Below are 17,296 nucleotides of genomic sequence, written 5' to 3'. Positions count from 1 at the left end.
TTTTTGATGCGCGACCTGTACCTGAGTGAGTGCCGCCGCTACTTGCGGGCCACCCTGATCTTTGCTGCCGTCCATGTACTGCTGCAACTCTTCCTGGCCCGCCTCGGCAGCATCTTCCAGCAAGGCTGGCCCATGCAACTGGTCATCCTGGCCGTGTGCATGCTGGCAGGTCTGGGTCTTGCGCTGCATCAGATCGGCAGCTATCGCCAGCCCAGCCGCTGGCTGTGGCTGCTGCACCGGCCACTGGCTCCCGGCGCCATCCTGGCAGGGTTGATGCTGGCGTCGGCCACGCTGATCGCCCTGGCCATCGGCCTGCCGCTGCTGCTGACCGTGCTGGGTACTGATTTTCTGTCGCCGCGCACGGCCGACATGCGCCACTACCTGGCCGTGCCTTACCTGGCGATGATGACGCTGATTGCCTGGTTGTGCGGCGCCGCCATCATGATCAGCCGCCTGCGCTGTGCCTTCCTGCTTGTCCTGCTACCCTATCTGATGCTGATGCACGCGGCCAGCGCGGTCAGCCTGCTGCTGGCGACGCTGCCTTGCGCAGTGTTGTTGATGTGGAACGCGCACGCCAGTTTCACGCCCAGTCGCATGCCGCCTACCGGCGGTCGCACCGCCACGCTGGCGCAGGCGGTGCCCCTGGTAGTGGGCATGTATTGTCTGTTGCTGTGGGGGACGTTGGCGGTCTTTCACATCGCCCAGATTGGCCTGGGCCAGCATCCGCAGACGATGGCCATGCCGCCGGCTGGCGGCTACGCGGACGTGAGCCGCGCCGATGGCCGCAGCCTGATGCTGGCCGGCCTGGCCGGCGCCCAGGATGAGCGTGCGCCGCTGTGGCGGCGCCAGTTGCCTTTGCTCGAAGTGGGAACCTTGCAAGCGACGATCACGCGCTATGCCGTGCGACAGCAATTGTCGAACCAGAACGTACCGCCGCAGGCCGAACTGAGCGATCTGCAGCAGCGCCTGACCTTCAATCACGGCAGCATGCGTTTCGACGTGCACGACATGCGCACGGGCGCCCTCGTCAATCAGCTGGGGCTGCATGGACTGGGCGACTTGCAGGCGTTTCCCGGCGTACCCGTATTTGCCGGAAATGTGCTCACCGGCAACATGGTGCTGGTATTCGACCCGGCTGGCCATGCGCTACGGCTGCAGGCGCTCTTGCCGGCCGGCGAACAAGCCGTTGCGGCACCGAAGAAAATCGGCGAACGGGTGTATGTGCTCAGCAATGGTCACCTGCTCGCCTATGCGCCTGTCGCGGCGGCGCAACGCGGTGCTGCCGATATGGAAGTGTTCCGCCTGCCATTGCCTGTTCCGCTGAGCAACCTGGAGCGCGTTGACATTGCGCCATTGCTCGACGGTACGCTGGTTTCCATCACTGGTGGACGCGCCATGCAGTCAGGCGTGCCAGGCAGTACGCAAGCGTTGCTGTTCATCGACGCCAGCGGCCGTGCGCAGCCGGTCGCCACGCGCGCCATCGACCACGATTTTCCCCTGCTGTTCGAATACGCCGACTGGTGGCTCTCACCCGTGCTGCATGCGCTCGTCAATCTGCCGCAGCGGATGTATGCCGATGGCGCCGTGCCGGATTTGACCGAGGACGATGCCCGGCATGCCACCCGTCCGGCTGCCGTCTGGAGCGCCGCACTGCTGGCCGCTTTGCTCAGCGTAATGGGCGCGTGGTACTGGCGGCGTGCCGCCGATGTGCCGCGCATCTGGCTGCTGGCCTGCGCGCTGCTGGGGCCGCCCTGCCTGCTGACGCTGCTGATCCTGCATCCGCGCTCGCCAGTACCGCAGGCGCGCCCGCTTGCCGCTGCGTTGACCACATGATGGGCCTGGGCCTGGGCCACCGGTACTGTCTCTGGCGCGCTGTCGTGGCCCTGGCGGCTGGCTTGACTCTGGAGCAGGCCCTGGCGGCGCCCGGTGCCGTGACTGGGACCTTGACGTTGGCGCCATTGCTGGCACGCAATGCCGCGCTGCCGCCTGCGCCGCGCATTCCCAGCGATGCCTTCGAGCGTCGCCCGCGTCTGCATGCGGTACGCCTGTCGCCGGACGGGGCGTCGGTAGCGTATCTGGATGGTGAGGGGGCAAAAGCCAGCCTGCATGTGCTCGACACCCGCACGCAAGTGACCAGGCGCCTGCTGACGTTACCTGGGCAGGTGGCCTTGTTCTGGTCCGGCGACAGCAGCACGCTGTTCCTGGTCATGCAGGACGGCGTGTCGCTTGTATCCGTCGTCGACGGCACCAGCTACAAGCTGGCCGCCTTCGACGGCAGGGCCGAGCATCGTTTGTTCCCCGCAGACGCCGCTCACGCACGCCATGTGCTGATGTCAAGCTACCATGCGGCCAGCGGCGCTTATCGCCTGGAGCGCATGGATACACAAGGTCAACGCGAGTTGTTGTACCAGGGCGAACAACTCTCCGGCTTCCTGCTGGACGCCACGGGTCGCTTGGGCTTTGCCATGACCGTCGCCAGCGACGGCATGCGCAGCATCGCGCGTCGCCAGGCTGCGGGCTGGCAAGAGGTGTTGCGTTGCCAGCGCGTGGATGACTGCACGCTGGTGGCTGCTGCGCCTGATGCTTCCCGGCTGAGCATGCTCATGGCGCAACATGGCGACCGCAGCGTGCTGGTGGAGATTGATTTGGCGCAAGGCAAGCGTCGCGTCGTGCATGCCGACCACGCCGCCCTGGCGGATATCCGTCGGGTGATCAGTGATGCGGACCAGGGTACGCCGCTGTTTGCCCTGTTCGAATCGCCCATGCTGCACCATGCCGGGCTGACACGCTTGGCGCGCCGCGCCGTGGTGGATATCGACCGGCAATTCGGCCAGGGTGGCGTCTTCATCGAAGCGGCGCGAGGCGGGGCGACACTGTTGCTGACCGAGAGCGGATCACGCCTGAGCCAGGACCGTTATTGGCTGTACGACAGTGTCCGGCGCAGCACGCGCGAAATCCTGCAGGCGCAGCGCGCGGCTGGCCAGCCTTTGCCTCCAGGCCAGCTGGCGCAGACCAGCGCCATCCATTACCGGGCGTCAGACGGTGTGCTCGTCCATGGATATTTGACCTTGCCGCCCGGAAAGGTGGCGGCGTCGATGCCGCTGCTGACCTTGGTCCATGGCGGGCCGTGGGAACGGAGCAACGCCGCTTACGCACCACTGGTCCAATTGCTGGCGAACCGCGGTGTCGCCGTGTTCCAGCCGAATTTTCGCGCTTCCGTCGGTTATGGCCTGCATTACATGACGGCGGCCGGTGGCGACCTGGGTAACGGCCGCGTGCAGGCCGACATCGTTGATGGCGTGCGCTGGCTGCTGCGCCAAGGGGTGGGCAACCGGCAGCGCCTGGCCATTGCCGGCCATTCCTTTGGCGGCTATGCGACCTTGCTGGCGCTGACCCACACGCCCAGGCTGTTTCAGTTCGGCATGGCCATCGCGCCGTCGGCGGACTTCGCGCGCACCCTGCGCACCATCGCCAGCGCGCCGGGTGGCGACCCGGCATTACCGCTGCGTTTACAGGATCTGGGCGTGGACTTGCAGGATGGCGCTGCCATGTGGACGCTGGAGGCCGCCGCCCCCGTACGTCACACGGACCAGGTCAGCAAGTCGCTGCTGATCATGGCTGGCGCCAGGGATAGCACGGTGCAGATCACATCGGTGACCGATTATGTGGCCCGTTTACAGCTGTCCGGCAAGTCCGTCAGTCTGCTGGTCGATCCTGAAGAGGGGCACAATCCGCGCCTGCCCCTGTATCGTCAGGCTGCGGTGTATCTGCTAGAACAATTGCTGCAGCAGCATCTTGGCGGCCCGGCGCCAGCTGCACCGGGAGCGCAATTGGAGACCTACTTGCGGCAAACGCTGAAGGCGAACCGGGCTTTGCCAGCCCTGTTCGCCGTGCCGGGGCGGGACGCCCCCTTAAAGCCCATTAAAGTCCCTTAAAACTCTTCCCACTCGCTTTCGGCGCCAGCATTGCTGCGGCGTGCCGGTGCGGCGGCCACGGCCTGGCGCACGGCTGCCTTGCGGGCCACGGGGCGCGCTGGTGCTGGCGCCGGGATGCTGCTGCGGGCGGCGGCCAGCTTGACTGCGGGTTGAGATGCGGCAACGGCGTTGCCGGTTTTAAAGAAGCCCACCACGTGCGCCAGCTCGCCTGCCTGTTCCTGCATGCTTTGCGAGGCGGCCGCCGCTTCTTCCACCAGGGCCGCGTTTTGCTGCGTCACTTCATCCATCTGGGCAATGGCCATGTTGATCTGCTCGATGCCGATGGTCTGCTCGTGCGTGGCAGAGGTGATTTCGCCCATGATGTCGGTTACGCGCACGATGCTGTCGACGATGTCGCCCATGGTCTGGCCCGCTTCATTGACGAGGCGCGAACCTGTGTCCACGTTGGCGACGGAGGCGGCGATGAGTTCCTTGATTTCCTTGGCGGCCGAAGCCGAGCGGTGCGCCAGGTTGCGCACCTCTGTTGCCACCACGGCAAAGCCGCGTCCCTGTTCGCCGGCGCGCGCCGCTTCCACGGCCGCGTTCAAGGCCAGGATATTCGTCTGGAAGGCGATGCCATCGATGACGCCGATGATGTCGACGATTTTCTTCGACGACGCATTGATGGTGCCCATGGTGTCGACCACTTGCGCGACGATGCTGCCGCCGCGCACGGCCACTTCCGATGCGCTTTTTGCCAGCTGGTTCGCCTGGCGCGCATTGTCCGCGTTCTGTTTCACGGTCGAGGTCAGTTCTTCCATGGCCGACGCTGTTTCTTCCAGCGAACTGGCTTGCTCTTCCGTGCGTGACGACAGGTCGAGGTTGCCGGCGGCAATTTCGCCCGATGCCGTGGAGATCGCATCCGTGCCGTGGCGCACTTGCGCCACCACGCCCAGCAGGCTGGTATTCATGGCTTTCAAGGCGCCCAGCAGGCGGCCCGTTTCATCGCTGGAGTTGACGACGATGTGCGACGACAAATCGCCCGAGGCCACGGTTTCCGCCACGGCCACGGCTGCATTGATGGGATGGGTGATCGAGCGCGTGATGATCCAGGCAACAAAAGCGCCCAGCAGCACGGCCACGCTGCCCAGTGCAATCATGGAGGTGCGCGCGCTGGCGCTCAGCGTTTCGGCGTCTGTTGCCGCCTGCGCCGCCTGCTGAGCTTCATAGGCAACCAGGCTGTCGAGCGCGCCCAGCACGATCTTCAGGCTGGGTGCCGCCTGCTGCGTCAAAAAGGCGATCGCCTCTTCCGTCTGGCCCGCATTGCGCAGCTCGATGACATTGTTGTTCAGTGGTGCGCCCGATTTCAGGGCCGCGTCCAGGTCGGCCATCAGGGCAGTTTCCTTGTCCGTTGAGATTTTCTTTTGCAAGGTTTCCTTGGCGGCGCCGTATTTCTTGCGCGCTTCGCCGATTTTTGCCAGTTCCGCCTGCACCAGCGCTTCCGTCGGCGCCACCACCACGCTGGTGATCGCCAGGGTAATGTTGCGCACGTTGTCGCTCATGGTATTGGCGGCCGCCATCTTGACGTTCTTGTCGGCCACGATGTCGTGCGTGCGTGCGCTCAGTTGCCCCATGGAGTACAGGCCGACGAGCAAGACGGCCACCAGCAGGCCGAGGACGACAGCAAACCCGATCCCGAGCCGGGTGCCGATTTTGAATTGTGTGAATGACATGATTGCTTTCGTGGTACGGAAGTGAGGAAAAACGTCGACAGGCCAGGCGCCAGGCACGGCCATGCCTTGCCACTACGGGTTAATACGTAAGGGCGGCCAGCCTGTAATTGTTCCTCAAAATTCCGCACTGCAATACAAAAACTTGTATCAAATCCCCGAAAAGTTTGAAAATTGTTAGCAAATTAAATAAGTTGTCGTGTGGAAACAACGGGCGCGGCGCCAGCAGGCGTCGTCAGCTTTCCGCAAACACGTGGATGGCCAGGAAATCGATGAAGGCGCGCAGTTTCGGCGTCAGGTGGCGGCTGCTGGGCCACAGGATGCGGAAGGCGCCCGCGTGCTGGCGGTGCGCGTCCAGCACGGGGTGCAAGCGGCCAGCAGCGAGTGCCGCGCGTACGGCAAAGTCGGGCAGGGCGGCGATGCCCAGGCCGCTTTCGGCAAAGTGCAGCAGGGTTTCCACATTGTTGCAGTTGAGCAGGGCCGGCAAGCCGGCCGCCTGCAGGGCTGGCCACTCGGGCAGGGGCCAGGCCTCGACCTTGCCGCTGCTGGGAAACTTGTACAGCAAACAAGTATGCTGCACCAGGTCGGCCGGCAGCAGGGGCGTGCCGTGCTGCGCCAGATAGGCGGGCGCGGCCACCAACTGCAGCTGGAACTGGCCCAGCTGTCGGCTCATCAGGCGGCTGTCGGCGCTTTCGCCCGCGCGCACGACGGCGTCGTAGCCTTCCTCGATCACGTCGACCCGGCGGTCGCTGAAATCGAGATCGAGTTCTACCTGCGGATAGGCGCGCGCGAACGCGGCCAGCACGGGGTTGAGCAGGCTGCCCACCAGCGGCAGGCTGACGCGCAACCGGCCTTGCGGTGCGCTTTTGCTGTTGGATAACTCCCGCTCGGCCGCTTCGATCTCGCCCAGGATGCGCCGGCAGCGTTCGAGAAACACGGTGCCTTCGCTGGTCAGCGCGATGCTGCGTGTGCTGCGGTGAAACAGGCGCACGCCCAGGCGCGCTTCCAGCCGCGCAATGCTCTTGCCCACTGCCGAGGCGGAAATACCCAGCACCCGGCCTGCCGCCACGAAGCTGCGCATTTCCGCCGCCTGCACGAAGGCCGTGAATCCCGCCAGGTTATCCATTTTTTTCCTTTGATTGCGGATGCCAACGTCCGCACAAACAGAAACTATAGCCCATTTTTCTTTGATCGCACCTGCCTTACCTTGGCTGCTTGATCATTTGAAAGGTTCCGCCATGATTTACAACTTCTCTCCAGCGGCATTGTCCGCCCGCATCGATCCCCTGCTGGACACCGTGTTGCAGCAGCAGCGCCTGGTGGGCGCCGTGGTGCTGGTGCGCCAGCGTGGCCAGGAGGTGTACCGCCGCGCGGCCGGCTACCTGGACCGCGAAGCGGGCAGGCCCATGCGCGAAGACGCCGTCTTCCGCCTGGCGTCCGTCAGCAAGCCCATCGTTTCGACGGCCGCGCTGGCGCTGGTGGGGCAAGGCCGGCTGGGGCTGAACGACCTAGTGGCGCGCTGGCTGCCGTATTTTGCGCCGCGCCAGCCGGACGGCGCCGTGGCGGCGATGACCGTGCGCCACCTGCTTACGCACACAGCCGGACTCGACTACAGCTTCTTCCAGCCGCCGGGCGGCGCGTATGCGCAGGCGGGCGTGTCCGACGGCATGGATGCGTCGACCGTCAGCCTGGAAGACAACCTGCACCGCCTGGCCACCGTGCCGCTGGCGTATGCGCCGGGCGCGCGCTGGGCGTACTCGATTGCCACCGATGTGCTGGGCGGCGTGATCGAGCAGGCGGCGGGATTGCCGCTGGCGCAGGCGGTGGCTGCCCTGGTGACGGCGCCGCTGGCCATGCGCGACACGGGTTTTTTGGCTACCGATCCGGCGCGCCTGGCCGTGGCGTATGCAGACCGCGCAGCGGGGGAGTCCCGGCCGCGCCGCTTGCTGGACGAAGGCGAAGACCATCTGCCGTTTCTCGATGGCATGGCAGGTTTTAGCTTGTCGCCGGCGCGCGCCTTCGACGCACACGCGTACCCGTCCGGCGGCGCCGGCATGGTCGGCTCCGCCCCCGACTTCATGCGCCTGCTGGAAACCCTGCGCCTGGGCGGCGCGCCCCTGTTGGCGCCTGCGCTGGCGCGCCAGATGGGCGCAAGCCAGACGGGCGGCTTCGACTTGCCGTTCTGGCCCGGACGGGGCTTCGGCCTGGGGTTTACCGTCTTGACCGATCCGCAACTGGCCGCCACGCCGGAAGCGGCGGGCACGTGGCGCATGGGCGGCACGTATGGTCACTCGTGGTTTGTTGACCCGGCCCGCGAACTGTCCGTGGTGGCGTTCACGAATACGGCACTGGAAGGCATGGCGGGTCCGTTCGTGATGGAAATGTGCCAGGCGGTGTATGGCGTGGAGCAAGGGCAATGAAGCCCATCGTCTTCCTCGCGCTGGGCCTGTTCGGCGTGTATTGCATCGAGTTTGGCGTGGTGGGCATCCTGCCGATGATCATGCAGCGCTACGGCGTGACGGCCGCGCAGGCGGGATCGCTGGTGAGCCTGTTCGCGCTGGTGATCGCCGTGGGCGGGCCTTTCCTCGTGCTGCTGGCCACGCGCTGGCGCCGCAAGCGCGTGCTGGTCGTCTCCCTGCTGGTGTTCGCGCTGGCCAGCGTGGCCTCGGCGTATGCGCCCCGCTTCGAGCTGCTGCTGGCGCTGCGCATCGTGCCGGCCCTGTTCCACCCCATGTATTTCTCGCTGGCCATGGTGGCCGCCGTCGCCCTGTATCCGCCGCAGCAATCGGCGCGGGCCGGCGCGCATGCGTTTACGGGCACCAGCATGGGCATGGTGCTGGGCATCCCGTTGACGACGTGGATCGCCGCCCAGTATGGCTACGAGGCATCGTTCCTTGCCTGCGCGCTGGTGAATGCGCTGGCGGCGCTGGGTTTGTACCTGTTCTTGCCGGATACGCCGCGCGAGGCGCCGATGGCGTATGGCCGCCAGCTGGCCGTGCTGCGCAAGCCGGCCCTGTGGCTCAATATTGCCGCTGCCGTGCTGGTGTTTGCCGCCATGTTTGCCGTGTATGCGTATGCGGCCGCGTATCTGCAGCAGGAAGCGGGCTTGTCGGCGCGCCAGACGGGGCTGGCGCTGGTGGTGTTTGGCGTGGGCGGCGTGGCGGGCAATCTGTTTGCGGGGCGCCAGCTGGGCACGCACGTGCTGCGCACGGTGTTGCTGCAGCCCGTGCTGCTGGGCCTGGCGTATTGGCTGCTGTACCAGTATGCGGGCAGCGGCAGCGGCTGGGTGGCGCTGGCCGTGCTGCTGCTGTTCTGGGGCGCGGCGCACACGAGCGGGCTGATCGTCACGCAAGTGTGGCTCAGCAGCGAAGCGCGCGAGGCGCCCGCGTTTGCCATCGGCGTGTATATCGCCGCCATCAACCTGGGCGTGACAGTGGGTGCGCTGGCCGGTGGCATGGCCATCGCCCGCTACGGCATGCAGGGGGCGCTGGCCTGTGGCGCGCTGTTGGGTGTGCTGGCGCTGGGCTTGATCTTGCTCAAGGCGTGGCGCTACCGCTTGCCGTCAGTCCCCGATATGGTTGGGGATGCGAAACAGTAAATCCGTATCGCCGATGTCCACGCCCGCTTGCGACAGCAGCGTGCTGGCCTGGCCCCGGTGGTGCGTCTGGTGATTGAAGAAATGCATGAGCAGGCTGAAAAACTCGCGCCGGTTCGGCCCCTTGCTGTTGCGGTAGTCGAGCAAATGGTCCAGGTCTTCTTCCAGGAGGGTGGCGGCCCAGTCGATGATGAGCTGGTCCAGCCACAGCCGGTGCGCATGCATGGCGGCAAAATCCTCGGCCGCGAATAGAGGGTGTGTGAGCGAAGCGGGTGGCGTGATGGCGCGGATCGGGTCGAGCAGGGGAAAGCCGGCCGGGTGCTGCGCGTAGCGCTGCAGCCATAGCGTGTCGCCAACCATCACATGGTTCAGCGTGGCCAGCAGGGAGCCGAAAAAGGCGCCCCGCTCGCGTTGCAGTTCGCCGGGCGGCAGGCCGGCCGCCGCCGCGTAGACCTTGGCATTCATCCACTGGTTGTAATCGGCCATCAGGCAAAGGTGGGCGCAACGGCTCATGCTGGACTCCTTCAGTGGATGAATGACAATGTTAAACGGATTTCAAAAATGCGCGTATGCCAGCGAGCAACATTTCAATGGCCATCGCCGTCAAAATCAAGCCCATCAGCCGTTCAAACGCCGTCATGACCCTGGGACCCAGCGCCCGCTGCAAGCGTTCGGCGCACAGGAAGACGGCCAGCCAGACCACGGCCACGGCCGTCAGCCCCGCCACATGGGCGATGACTTCGTTCATTTCATGCGAGGAAAACAGTAGCACGGTCGCCAGTGCCGACGGGCCGGCCAGCGCGGGGATGGCCAGCGGCACGATGAACGGTTCGCCGCCCATCTCGTGGTCGCTATTGCCCGCGTTGGGCTGCGGAAACACCATGCGCATGGCGATCAGGAACAGGATCACGCCGCCGCCGATGCGCAGGGCCACTTCCGACAATTGCAAGGCGTTCAGGAAATGGCGGCCGAAGAACATAAACAGCAGCAAGATGCCGAAGGCGATCATGCACTCGCGCACCACGACTTTCCAGCGTCGCTCGACCGGTACCCGTTTCAGGGCATTGACGAACAGGGAAACGTTGCCGAACGGATCGGTGACAAGCAAGAGCAGGATAAAAGTCTGGAAGAAATTCTGTGTCATGGTGGCGTGAGAATGAGGTCAACACCGCTGCCAGGATGGGCGCGGTGCGATAAGGCTTGCGATGATAACAAGCGCGGCGACTCTCGCCCATGATTATTGATGCATAGCAGCATTTTTTTATGCCGCGATGACTTTTGCCTGATAAAACGCGGTGGGCGTGGTGCCGAAATGCTTCTTGAACATGGCGGTAAACGCGCTCTGGCTGGTGTAGCCATTGTCCATGGCCACGTCGATGACCTTGCTGCCGTGCGCCAATTGTTCCAGCGCCCGCAGCAAACGGGCCTGCTGGCGCCACTGGCCAAAGCGCATGCCCGTCTGTTTCTGGAACAAGCGGTGCAGGCTGCGCTCGGTGATTGCCAGTTCCTGCGCCCAGTACGCCACCGTCTGCTGTTCGCCCGGTTGCGCCATCAGCCGCGCGCAGATGCCGCGCAGGCGCGCATCGACGGGTAAGGGTAAATACAGGGGCAGCACGGGCAGGCTGTCGAGTTCGTGCAACAGCAATTGCAGCAGATGCCAGTCGCGGCTGCCTTCCGTGAAGTCGGGCGCGATGTCGACGGCCGCCACGATCAATTGCCGCAGCAGGGGGCTGATGTCGAGCACGCAGCTGTGGCGCGGCAGCAGGGGCGAACTGGCGCAATCGATGAAGACGGTGCGCATCTTGACGGCGCCGCTCATGCGCACCCGGTGCGCGATGCCGGGTTGCAGCCACACGCCGCGCGTCGGCGGCACCACCCAGCGCCCGCCCTGCGCCTCGATGGTCATCACGCCCTCGATGGCATACAGCAACTGTGCATGCGTGTGGCGGTGCACGGAAATCACGTGGCCATGCGCATAGTCGACGGCCAGCGCCATGGCGCGCGCCGTGACGGGCAGCAATTCCTGAAAGGCGGGGGAGGTGCAATCCATAAAAATAAGGTCAGTTTTGCGATAGGTGCAGACATTTTAGCGCGAGAAGGCGCGGCGCGCCTGCGGCATGATGGTTCCCCGCAACTATTCCCGGAGCTACACATGCCTGTGCGCGCCTATCTGTATCCGTTTCTGGCCATGCTGCTGTGGGCCGGCAACGTCGTGGTGTCCAAGCTGGCCGCGTCCAGCATCGCCCCCACGGCCATCACTTTTTACCGCCTGGTGCTGGTCTTGCTGGTGATGACACCGTTTATCGCGCGTCCCCTGTGGCGCAACCGCGCCGCCATCCGTCGCCAGTGGTGGCAGCTGGCGCTGTGCGGCGTGATGTCGATGGCGCTGTTCCAGAGCCTATCCTACCGCGCCGCCGAATCGACGACGGCGACGAATATGGCCATCGTCACGGCGCTGGCGCCCCTGATGACGGCCTTGCTCAGCGTGCTGCTGCTGGGCGAGCGCCTGACGGTCGGCATGGCGGCCGGCGGCGTGCTGTCGTTTGGCGGCTTGCTGTACCTGGTGGGGCGCGGCGATGTGCTGGCCTTGCTGCAGCAGGGCGTGCATGCGGGCGATGCGCTGATGCTGCTGGCCTGCCTGGTGTTTGCCCTGTACGGCGTGCTGCTGCGCCGCTGGCGTTTATCCATTCCCGCCTGGCAAGCCATTTATTGCCAGGCGCTGGCAGCCCTGGCGTGCATGTTGCCGCTGTTCCTGCTGCTGCCGCCCGGCAGCGCCAGGCTGGACGCTACCACCTTGCCTTTGATCGGCTATGCGGGCATCGGCTCGTCCATCGTGCTGTCCTACCTGTGGATCGAAGGCGTCAAACTGCTGGGGCCGAACCGCTGCAGCATCTATGTCAATCTGCTGCCCTTGCTGACGGCCTTGCTGGCCATCGTCTGGCTGCACGAAAGCATGCACGTGTATCACCTGGTCGGCGGCGGCATCTCGCTGCTGGGCGTGCTGCTGGCGCAGACGGTGCAGCGGCCCCTGTTTGGCCAGCGTCCTGGGGTGTCCGGTCTTGCCTGAACAGCCATGCATAATGGCGGTTTTCGGTAGTGGAGTTGACATGCGGCAAACATTTTGGATGAGCACGATGGCGGCGCTGCTGGCGCTGGGCACCCTGGCGCCGGCACAGGCGGCAGCGCGTTTTTATGAAGGCGCTCCCATGGCCACCGCCAGCGCCGTCGAGCGCCGCGACGGCGGCGTGGTGCTGGCCTTCCTGCGGGAAAGTGGCGAAGTCAACGGCTACTATTGCCAGTGTAATGAAGGCAGCGAGAAACGCATGAACCTGGACAAATACGGCAAGGCTAGCATCGAGGCCGTGTTCCAGCTGGACCTCGACAGCGAAGGCGAAACCACCTTGGTGCTCAGCCGCAGCGGCGGTCAATACGGCTTGCATGCCTACCGCTACGAGCGCAGCGGCGGCAGGATGTTCAAGGTGGCCAGCTTGCAGCCCGCGCTGGACGCCATCGTGCGCGGCGCCGCCGCCATGGATGAAGCACGGGTGCGCGCGGCGCTGGCATTCCTGCAGCTGATCGACTACAGCATCGCGTATGCGCCCACGGGCGTGGCCGAATTCGACGCCATCGAGCATGCGCATGGCACCCTGGTCGGCTATTTCAATATCGATGGTGAGTTGTTACCTGGCAAGCCAACGGAAGCGCCCGCGTTTGCCTATAAAAAAACCTTCCAGGAAAAGGAGGGCCATTTCCTCACCGTCACGTATCTGCTGGGCAAGGGCTGGCAAGGGGGCCATGCGCCCAGTTACCACGTCAAGTGGATCACCTGGGAAACGCAGCCGCAGCGCTTTGCCGCCAGCCAGGATGGGCTATTCATCGAATACGACGTGAATTGCTGCGTGGGCAGCGTGTTCGCCCGGGGTCAGTATGCGCAGGGCAAGCGTACCGGTGTATGGCACTACGAAGAGCCGAATACCATCCGCTCGTTTGGCGCCTTTGTCGATGACAAGGCCGAAGGGCCATGGACGTATGCAAGCGGCGATGAAACCACCACGGGACAGATGTTCAAGGGCCAGCGCACGGGCCGTTGGGAAGTGAGCCCGGGCGTGGCCGAATGGCGCGAAGCGGACATGCACAGTTTCACCGGTTATGACCATTTTGTGAAAGACCGCTTGAATGGGCTCAGCGAGCGCCGCATCGATGGCGTGGTGCAATGGCAGGGCAACTATGCGAATGGCAAGAAGCAGGGCCAGTGGACGGAGCCTGGCGGTGGCGGTAACTACGTCGATGACGTCAAGCAGGGACCGTGGAAGATGGCGACGCCGGATGGCGGCAGGCAAGTGCTGACCATGCTCGATGGCAAGCCAGATGGCAAGCTGGAGCAGTATGCGGCCAGCGGTCAGCTGCAGCTGGTCGAGCATTACCGCCTGGGCGTGCTCGATGGCACGATGGAAAGTTTTTATCCGGATGGCAAGCGGCGTTACCAGGGTATTTTTGCCGACGGCAAGCGCGATGGTGCGGAAACCCTGTTTTATCCCGATGGCGAACTGCCGCAATTTCACCGCAACTGGAACAAGGGCGTGCTGCATGGCGTTAGCATCGAGAATTTCAAGAACGGCATGCCCAGTCAGGTCGGTGCCTACAATATGGGCAGGAAGCTTGGGTTGCACCAGTCTTTCCGCGACGATGGCCAGCTCATCGAAGAAACCGTCTATTAACATACCTGGCATTCCGGCGCGACCGCGCACGACAGCGGAATGCCAGTTCTGCGCAAAAAACATCATCCGCTTGTTACAAAGCGTGAAAATCCATGCTGGATGTTGCTACTGGTAATTTTTCCCTGTATCTTGCAGTAAGGAAATTAAAAGTACAGGAAACCTCAACCCTGTTGCCCTGTATTTCACTCCTGACGATGATGAGCGGGCCGCCTTCCCCCAGCCGCCAGTAACGCTCCGTCGACCGAATTTTGTCCTGAACAATTAAGAACTGTCCCGCCCATCTGGCGCTTGTGCTATCCGTCCGGCATGCGCAGGAATGGTTGCGCCCTTACCAAGGAAAATTGCATGCTGTCGAATATAACAATAAAAATGCGCCTGATCGCCACCATGAGTGTGCTGGGCTTGCTGATCGCCGTGTTGGGCGTCATGAGTATCATCAGCCTGAAATCGGCCAACAATACTCTCAACGAGGTCTACAGCAATCAGCTGGCATCGACGCAAGCCATCGGCGAATCGCAGATTCTGCTGGGCCGCGCGCGCTTCACGATGGACCGCGTGATGGTGCATCCCGATGCGGCCGACGCCAAGGATACCCTGGCCCGTGCCGAACAATTCATGGAGGCATCCAACAAGTCCTGGAAGGTGTACCTGGCCTTGCCGCAAAACGCGGAAGAAAAGCGCCTGTCCGACGACATGGACAAGAAGCGCAGCGATTATATGAGCAATGGCTTGTTGGTCATGAGCAAGGCTTTGCGTGAAGGCAACGTCGCACAAGCGGACGGTTTGATGATGAAGGGTCTCACGCCCCTGTACCGCACCCTGGACCAGGCAGCCGAAACATTGACGCAATTCCAGGCTACCTCGGCCGCCGCAATGTATGCGGCCAGCCAAGCCAGTTACCACACGCAAGTGACCATGGCCATCATCGGCATGGTAGTGGGCGCCTTGCTGACCATTATTTCCAGCATCTTGCTGCTGCGCGCCATCTTTGGCCCGCTGGACCAGGCCCTGCGCCATTTCGACGCCATTTCGGACGGCAACCTGGCCAACCACATCGTCATCACGCGCCACGATGAGATGGGCGCCTTGCTGACGGGCTTGCAGAAAATGCAGGAACGCCTGTCGAGCACCGTGCGCGGCGTACGCGACGGCAGCGGCGCCATCGCCACGGCCAGCAATGAAATCGCCTCCGGCAACCTGGACTTGTCCAGCCGCACGGAGCAGCAAGCTTCCAGCCTGGAAGAAACGGCCTCGTCGCTGGAAGAGCTGACCTCGACCGTCAAGCAGAATTCCGACAATGCACGCCAGGCGAACCAGTTGGCCGTCTCCGCTTCGGATGTGGCCGTCAAGGGTGGCGTGCTGGTAGCGCAAGTGGTCGATACCATGGGCACCATCAGCGAATCGTCGAAAAAGATCGCCGATATCATCGGCGTGATCGATGGCATCGCCTTCCAGACGAACATCCTGGCCCTGAACGCGGCCGTGGAAGCGGCGCGTGCCGGTGAGCAAGGCCGTGGCTTTGCCGTCGTCGCCACGGAAGTGCGCAACCTGGCGCACCGCTCGGCCAGCGCCGCCAAGGATATCAAGGTGCTCATCGAAGCGTCGGTGCAGAACGTGGGTGCCGGCAGCGCGCTGGTCAGCCAGACGGGTACGACGATGGACGAGATCGTATCCAGCATCCGCCGCGTGACGGACATCATGGGCGAAATCAGCGCCGCCGGCCGCGAGCAGGAACTGGGCATCGGCCAGATCAATCAGGCCGTGGCGGAAATGGATACCGTGACGCAACAGAATGCGGCACTGGTGGAAGAAGCGGCAGCCGCTTCGGAATCGATGCAAGAGCAGGCGGCGGCACTGGCCGAGATGGTCAGCATCTTCAAGCTCGACGCCAACCATAGCGGCCCGGCAGCGGCCAAGCCTGCCTTGCGCAAGCCTGTCGTGGCCGCCACCAGCACGGCCTTGAAACGCCCGGCGTTGCGCCTGGCGCCGGCCCGCGCCGCGGCAGCACCTGTCGCTGCTGCAAAACCGCGTCCCGCCAAGCCCGCCGCCGATAATAGCGGCGAGTGGGAAGAGTTCTAAGTTACTGCGCTTCCAGGGCCACCTTGCTGCCCTGTTCCTGCAGCAGCGCCGCCTCGGCCAGGGCCTGGGCGCGCGCTTCCTCTGCCGCTTGTTCCGCTTTCTCCAGCGCATCGTGGCGCGCCTGCAAGGCAGCCCTGGCGCGCACGAAGACGATCTTGATGGCAGCCATCACAGGCACGGACAGGAAGATGCCCACTACGCCACCGAGCTGGTCGCCGGCCAGCAAGCCGACGATCACCATCAGCGGGCTCACTTCCACGCCTTCGCTCATCAAGTACGGATTGACCACGTAATCCTGGAACAAACGGTAGGCGGCGATAAAGCCGATCAGCCAGAACACGTGCTCGAAGCCGCTGAAACCGGCCACCACGACGGCGATGATGGCGGCGGCCAGCGGACCGGCAAACGGGATGAATTCCAGCAGGGCGGCGGCACCCGCCAGCAGCAGGCTGTACGGCACGCCCATCAGGGAAAAGGCGATGCTGTAGGACACAAAAGTGGCGATCGACAATAGCAGCAGGGCGCGCACATAGCGCGACAGCAAAATGTCGAGGTCATCGATGATGGCGCCCCAGAGTTTCTTGTTCGGGCGGTTCAGCAAGGACAGCAAGCCGTCGCGCATGTCCGGCCCTTCCTTTATCAGTAAAAAGCTCAGCACGGGCACCAGCACCAGATAGATCAGGTTGCTGGCTGCATGCATGACGGTCAGGCCCAGTTCTTTCGCCAGCGGCATGGCTTGCCCCGTACCGCTGCTCAGCTGCGTCTGCATGAACGACAGCAGGCGCGCGCGCAAGGGTTCCATGAATTCCGGCAACGGGATGCGCTCGGCAAAATTGTTGCCTTTGAGCAGAGTCGGCAACTGATCACTAAGCTTGATCGCCTCCTGCTCGATGCGCGCGCCGAAGATGGAGCCCAGTATCGCCACCAGCAAGATCACCACCAGGAAGACGATGCCGATATTGGCCGTGCGCGGCAGGCGCTTCGGCCCATACCGCTCCAGTAGTCCGATCAGCGGATACACGAGATAGCTGAAGAAAATGGCAAAGACCACCACGATCAGGGTCGACGAGACCTTGTAGGTGAGAAATAGCAGGAAGGCGATGAGGAAAGCCGTCCACACCATCTTGGCAACGCGCAAGTTAAAACCGAACATATGGATTCCTTAAGGCAGGATGCGACGCAAGCGTGGCTGGCTTGACGGACTGAGTGGGCAAGGCGGGGATCGGGCCGCGCCGCACGGCCGGAAATCATACCGCAAAA

Annotated in this window: 13 protein-coding genes; 7 read left to right on the top strand and 6 right to left on the bottom strand. The window is 63.8% G+C overall.

Features of this window, described 5'->3' with window-relative positions:
- Positions 1 to 6: 6 nt before the first annotated feature.
- Both ACQ4WP_RS22510 and ACQ4WP_RS22505 read left to right on the top strand, forming a co-directional pair.
- The gene (locus ACQ4WP_RS22510; RefSeq protein ID WP_436524547.1) at positions 7 to 1,833 is read left to right on the top strand and encodes a hypothetical protein; all 1,827 of its coding nucleotides are present in this window, start codon (positions 7 to 9) and stop codon (positions 1,831 to 1,833) included.
- Positions 1,830 to 3,935: a S9 family peptidase gene (locus ACQ4WP_RS22505; RefSeq protein ID WP_436524545.1), complete on the top strand. Its 2,106-nt coding sequence runs from the start codon at positions 1,830 to 1,832 to the stop codon at positions 3,933 to 3,935. Before ACQ4WP_RS22510 ends, ACQ4WP_RS22505 begins: the two co-directional genes overlap by 4 nt.
- On the opposite strand, the gene ACQ4WP_RS22500 is transcribed toward ACQ4WP_RS22505, so the two are convergent.
- Both ACQ4WP_RS22500 and ACQ4WP_RS22495 read right to left on the bottom strand, forming a co-directional pair.
- The gene (locus ACQ4WP_RS22500) at positions 3,932 to 5,647 is read right to left on the bottom strand and encodes a methyl-accepting chemotaxis protein (RefSeq protein ID WP_436524543.1); all 1,716 of its coding nucleotides are present in this window, start codon (positions 5,645 to 5,647) and stop codon (positions 3,932 to 3,934) included. The genes ACQ4WP_RS22505 and ACQ4WP_RS22500 overlap by 4 nt on opposite strands.
- Positions 5,648 to 5,879: 232 nt before the next feature.
- Positions 5,880 to 6,770: a LysR family transcriptional regulator gene (locus ACQ4WP_RS22495; protein ID WP_436524541.1), complete on the bottom strand. Its 891-nt coding sequence runs from the start codon at positions 6,768 to 6,770 to the stop codon at positions 5,880 to 5,882.
- A 112-nt stretch (positions 6,771 to 6,882) separates the two neighbouring features.
- On the opposite strand from ACQ4WP_RS22495, the gene ACQ4WP_RS22490 reads away from it, so the two are divergent.
- Together ACQ4WP_RS22490 and ACQ4WP_RS22485 are read left to right on the top strand one after the other, a co-directional pair.
- Positions 6,883 to 8,064 (top strand): serine hydrolase domain-containing protein, encoded by a 1,182-nt coding sequence (locus tag ACQ4WP_RS22490; RefSeq protein WP_436524539.1) that lies wholly within the window; start codon positions 6,883 to 6,885, stop codon positions 8,062 to 8,064.
- Positions 8,061 to 9,242 (top strand): MFS transporter, encoded by a 1,182-nt coding sequence (locus ACQ4WP_RS22485; RefSeq protein ID WP_436524537.1) that lies wholly within the window; start codon positions 8,061 to 8,063, stop codon positions 9,240 to 9,242. Before ACQ4WP_RS22490 ends, ACQ4WP_RS22485 begins: the two co-directional genes overlap by 4 nt.
- Here ACQ4WP_RS22485 and ACQ4WP_RS22480 read toward each other — a convergent pair.
- The 3 genes from ACQ4WP_RS22480 to ACQ4WP_RS22470 all read right to left on the bottom strand — a co-directional run bounded on the left by ACQ4WP_RS22480 (position 9,207) and on the right by ACQ4WP_RS22470 (position 11,289).
- The gene (locus tag ACQ4WP_RS22480; RefSeq protein WP_436524535.1) at positions 9,207 to 9,752 is read right to left on the bottom strand and encodes a DinB family protein; all 546 of its coding nucleotides are present in this window, start codon (positions 9,750 to 9,752) and stop codon (positions 9,207 to 9,209) included. The two genes, ACQ4WP_RS22485 and ACQ4WP_RS22480, sit on opposite strands and share 36 nt — an antisense overlap.
- A gap of 31 nt (positions 9,753 to 9,783) precedes the next feature.
- On the bottom strand, positions 9,784 to 10,383 hold the full coding sequence (locus ACQ4WP_RS22475; RefSeq protein ID WP_070302926.1) for a MarC family protein: 600 nt from the start codon (positions 10,381 to 10,383) through the stop codon (positions 9,784 to 9,786).
- A 117-nt stretch (positions 10,384 to 10,500) separates the two neighbouring features.
- Positions 10,501 to 11,289 (bottom strand): AraC family transcriptional regulator, encoded by a 789-nt coding sequence (locus ACQ4WP_RS22470; protein WP_436524533.1) that lies wholly within the window; start codon positions 11,287 to 11,289, stop codon positions 10,501 to 10,503.
- 102 nt (positions 11,290 to 11,391) lie between these two features.
- On the opposite strand from ACQ4WP_RS22470, the gene ACQ4WP_RS22465 reads away from it, so the two are divergent.
- From ACQ4WP_RS22465 to ACQ4WP_RS22455, 3 genes are all read left to right on the top strand, one after another.
- Positions 11,392 to 12,306: a DMT family transporter gene (locus ACQ4WP_RS22465; protein WP_436524531.1), complete on the top strand. Its 915-nt coding sequence runs from the start codon at positions 11,392 to 11,394 to the stop codon at positions 12,304 to 12,306.
- A 40-nt stretch (positions 12,307 to 12,346) separates the two neighbouring features.
- Positions 12,347 to 13,957: a hypothetical protein gene (locus ACQ4WP_RS22460; protein WP_436524529.1), complete on the top strand. Its 1,611-nt coding sequence runs from the start codon at positions 12,347 to 12,349 to the stop codon at positions 13,955 to 13,957.
- A 345-nt stretch (positions 13,958 to 14,302) separates the two neighbouring features.
- Complete coding sequence (locus tag ACQ4WP_RS22455) at positions 14,303 to 16,036, top strand: methyl-accepting chemotaxis protein (RefSeq protein ID WP_436524527.1); 1,734 nt, start codon at positions 14,303 to 14,305, stop codon at positions 16,034 to 16,036.
- Position 16,037: 1 nt separating this feature from the next.
- Here the strand turns inward: ACQ4WP_RS22455 and ACQ4WP_RS22450 are convergent, their stop codons facing one another.
- Positions 16,038 to 17,189: an AI-2E family transporter gene (locus ACQ4WP_RS22450; RefSeq protein ID WP_436524525.1), complete on the bottom strand. Its 1,152-nt coding sequence runs from the start codon at positions 17,187 to 17,189 to the stop codon at positions 16,038 to 16,040.
- Between the last annotated feature and the right edge of the window lie 107 nt (positions 17,190 to 17,296).

It is taken from the genome of Janthinobacterium lyxosi (assembly GCF_051380665.1).
GTDB lineage: Bacteria > Pseudomonadota > Gammaproteobacteria > Burkholderiales > Burkholderiaceae_D > Janthinobacterium.
Note: the sequence above shows the minus strand (reverse complement) of the source record. Positions and strands in the feature narration are given on the sequence as shown.

Coding starts and splice junctions, on each gene's coding strand:
- ACQ4WP_RS22495 (WP_436524541.1), bottom strand. CDS start 6,770: ATGGATAACCTGGCGGGATTCACGGCCTTCGTGCAGGCGGCGGAAATG.
- ACQ4WP_RS22500 (WP_436524543.1), bottom strand. CDS start 5,647: ATGTCATTCACACAATTCAAAATCGGCACCCGGCTCGGGATCGGGTTT.
- ACQ4WP_RS22455 (WP_436524527.1), top strand. CDS start 14,303: ATGCTGTCGAATATAACAATAAAAATGCGCCTGATCGCCACCATGAGT.
- ACQ4WP_RS22505 (WP_436524545.1), top strand. CDS start 1,830: ATGATGGGCCTGGGCCTGGGCCACCGGTACTGTCTCTGGCGCGCTGTC.
- ACQ4WP_RS22490 (WP_436524539.1), top strand. CDS start 6,883: ATGATTTACAACTTCTCTCCAGCGGCATTGTCCGCCCGCATCGATCCC.
- ACQ4WP_RS22460 (WP_436524529.1), top strand. CDS start 12,347: ATGCGGCAAACATTTTGGATGAGCACGATGGCGGCGCTGCTGGCGCTG.
- ACQ4WP_RS22485 (WP_436524537.1), top strand. CDS start 8,061: ATGAAGCCCATCGTCTTCCTCGCGCTGGGCCTGTTCGGCGTGTATTGC.
- ACQ4WP_RS22510 (WP_436524547.1), top strand. CDS start 7: ATGCGCGACCTGTACCTGAGTGAGTGCCGCCGCTACTTGCGGGCCACC.
- ACQ4WP_RS22475 (WP_070302926.1), bottom strand. CDS start 10,383: ATGACACAGAATTTCTTCCAGACTTTTATCCTGCTCTTGCTTGTCACC.
- ACQ4WP_RS22450 (WP_436524525.1), bottom strand. CDS start 17,189: ATGTTCGGTTTTAACTTGCGCGTTGCCAAGATGGTGTGGACGGCTTTC.
- ACQ4WP_RS22480 (WP_436524535.1), bottom strand. CDS start 9,752: ATGAGCCGTTGCGCCCACCTTTGCCTGATGGCCGATTACAACCAGTGG.
- ACQ4WP_RS22470 (WP_436524533.1), bottom strand. CDS start 11,289: ATGGATTGCACCTCCCCCGCCTTTCAGGAATTGCTGCCCGTCACGGCG.
- ACQ4WP_RS22465 (WP_436524531.1), top strand. CDS start 11,392: ATGCCTGTGCGCGCCTATCTGTATCCGTTTCTGGCCATGCTGCTGTGG.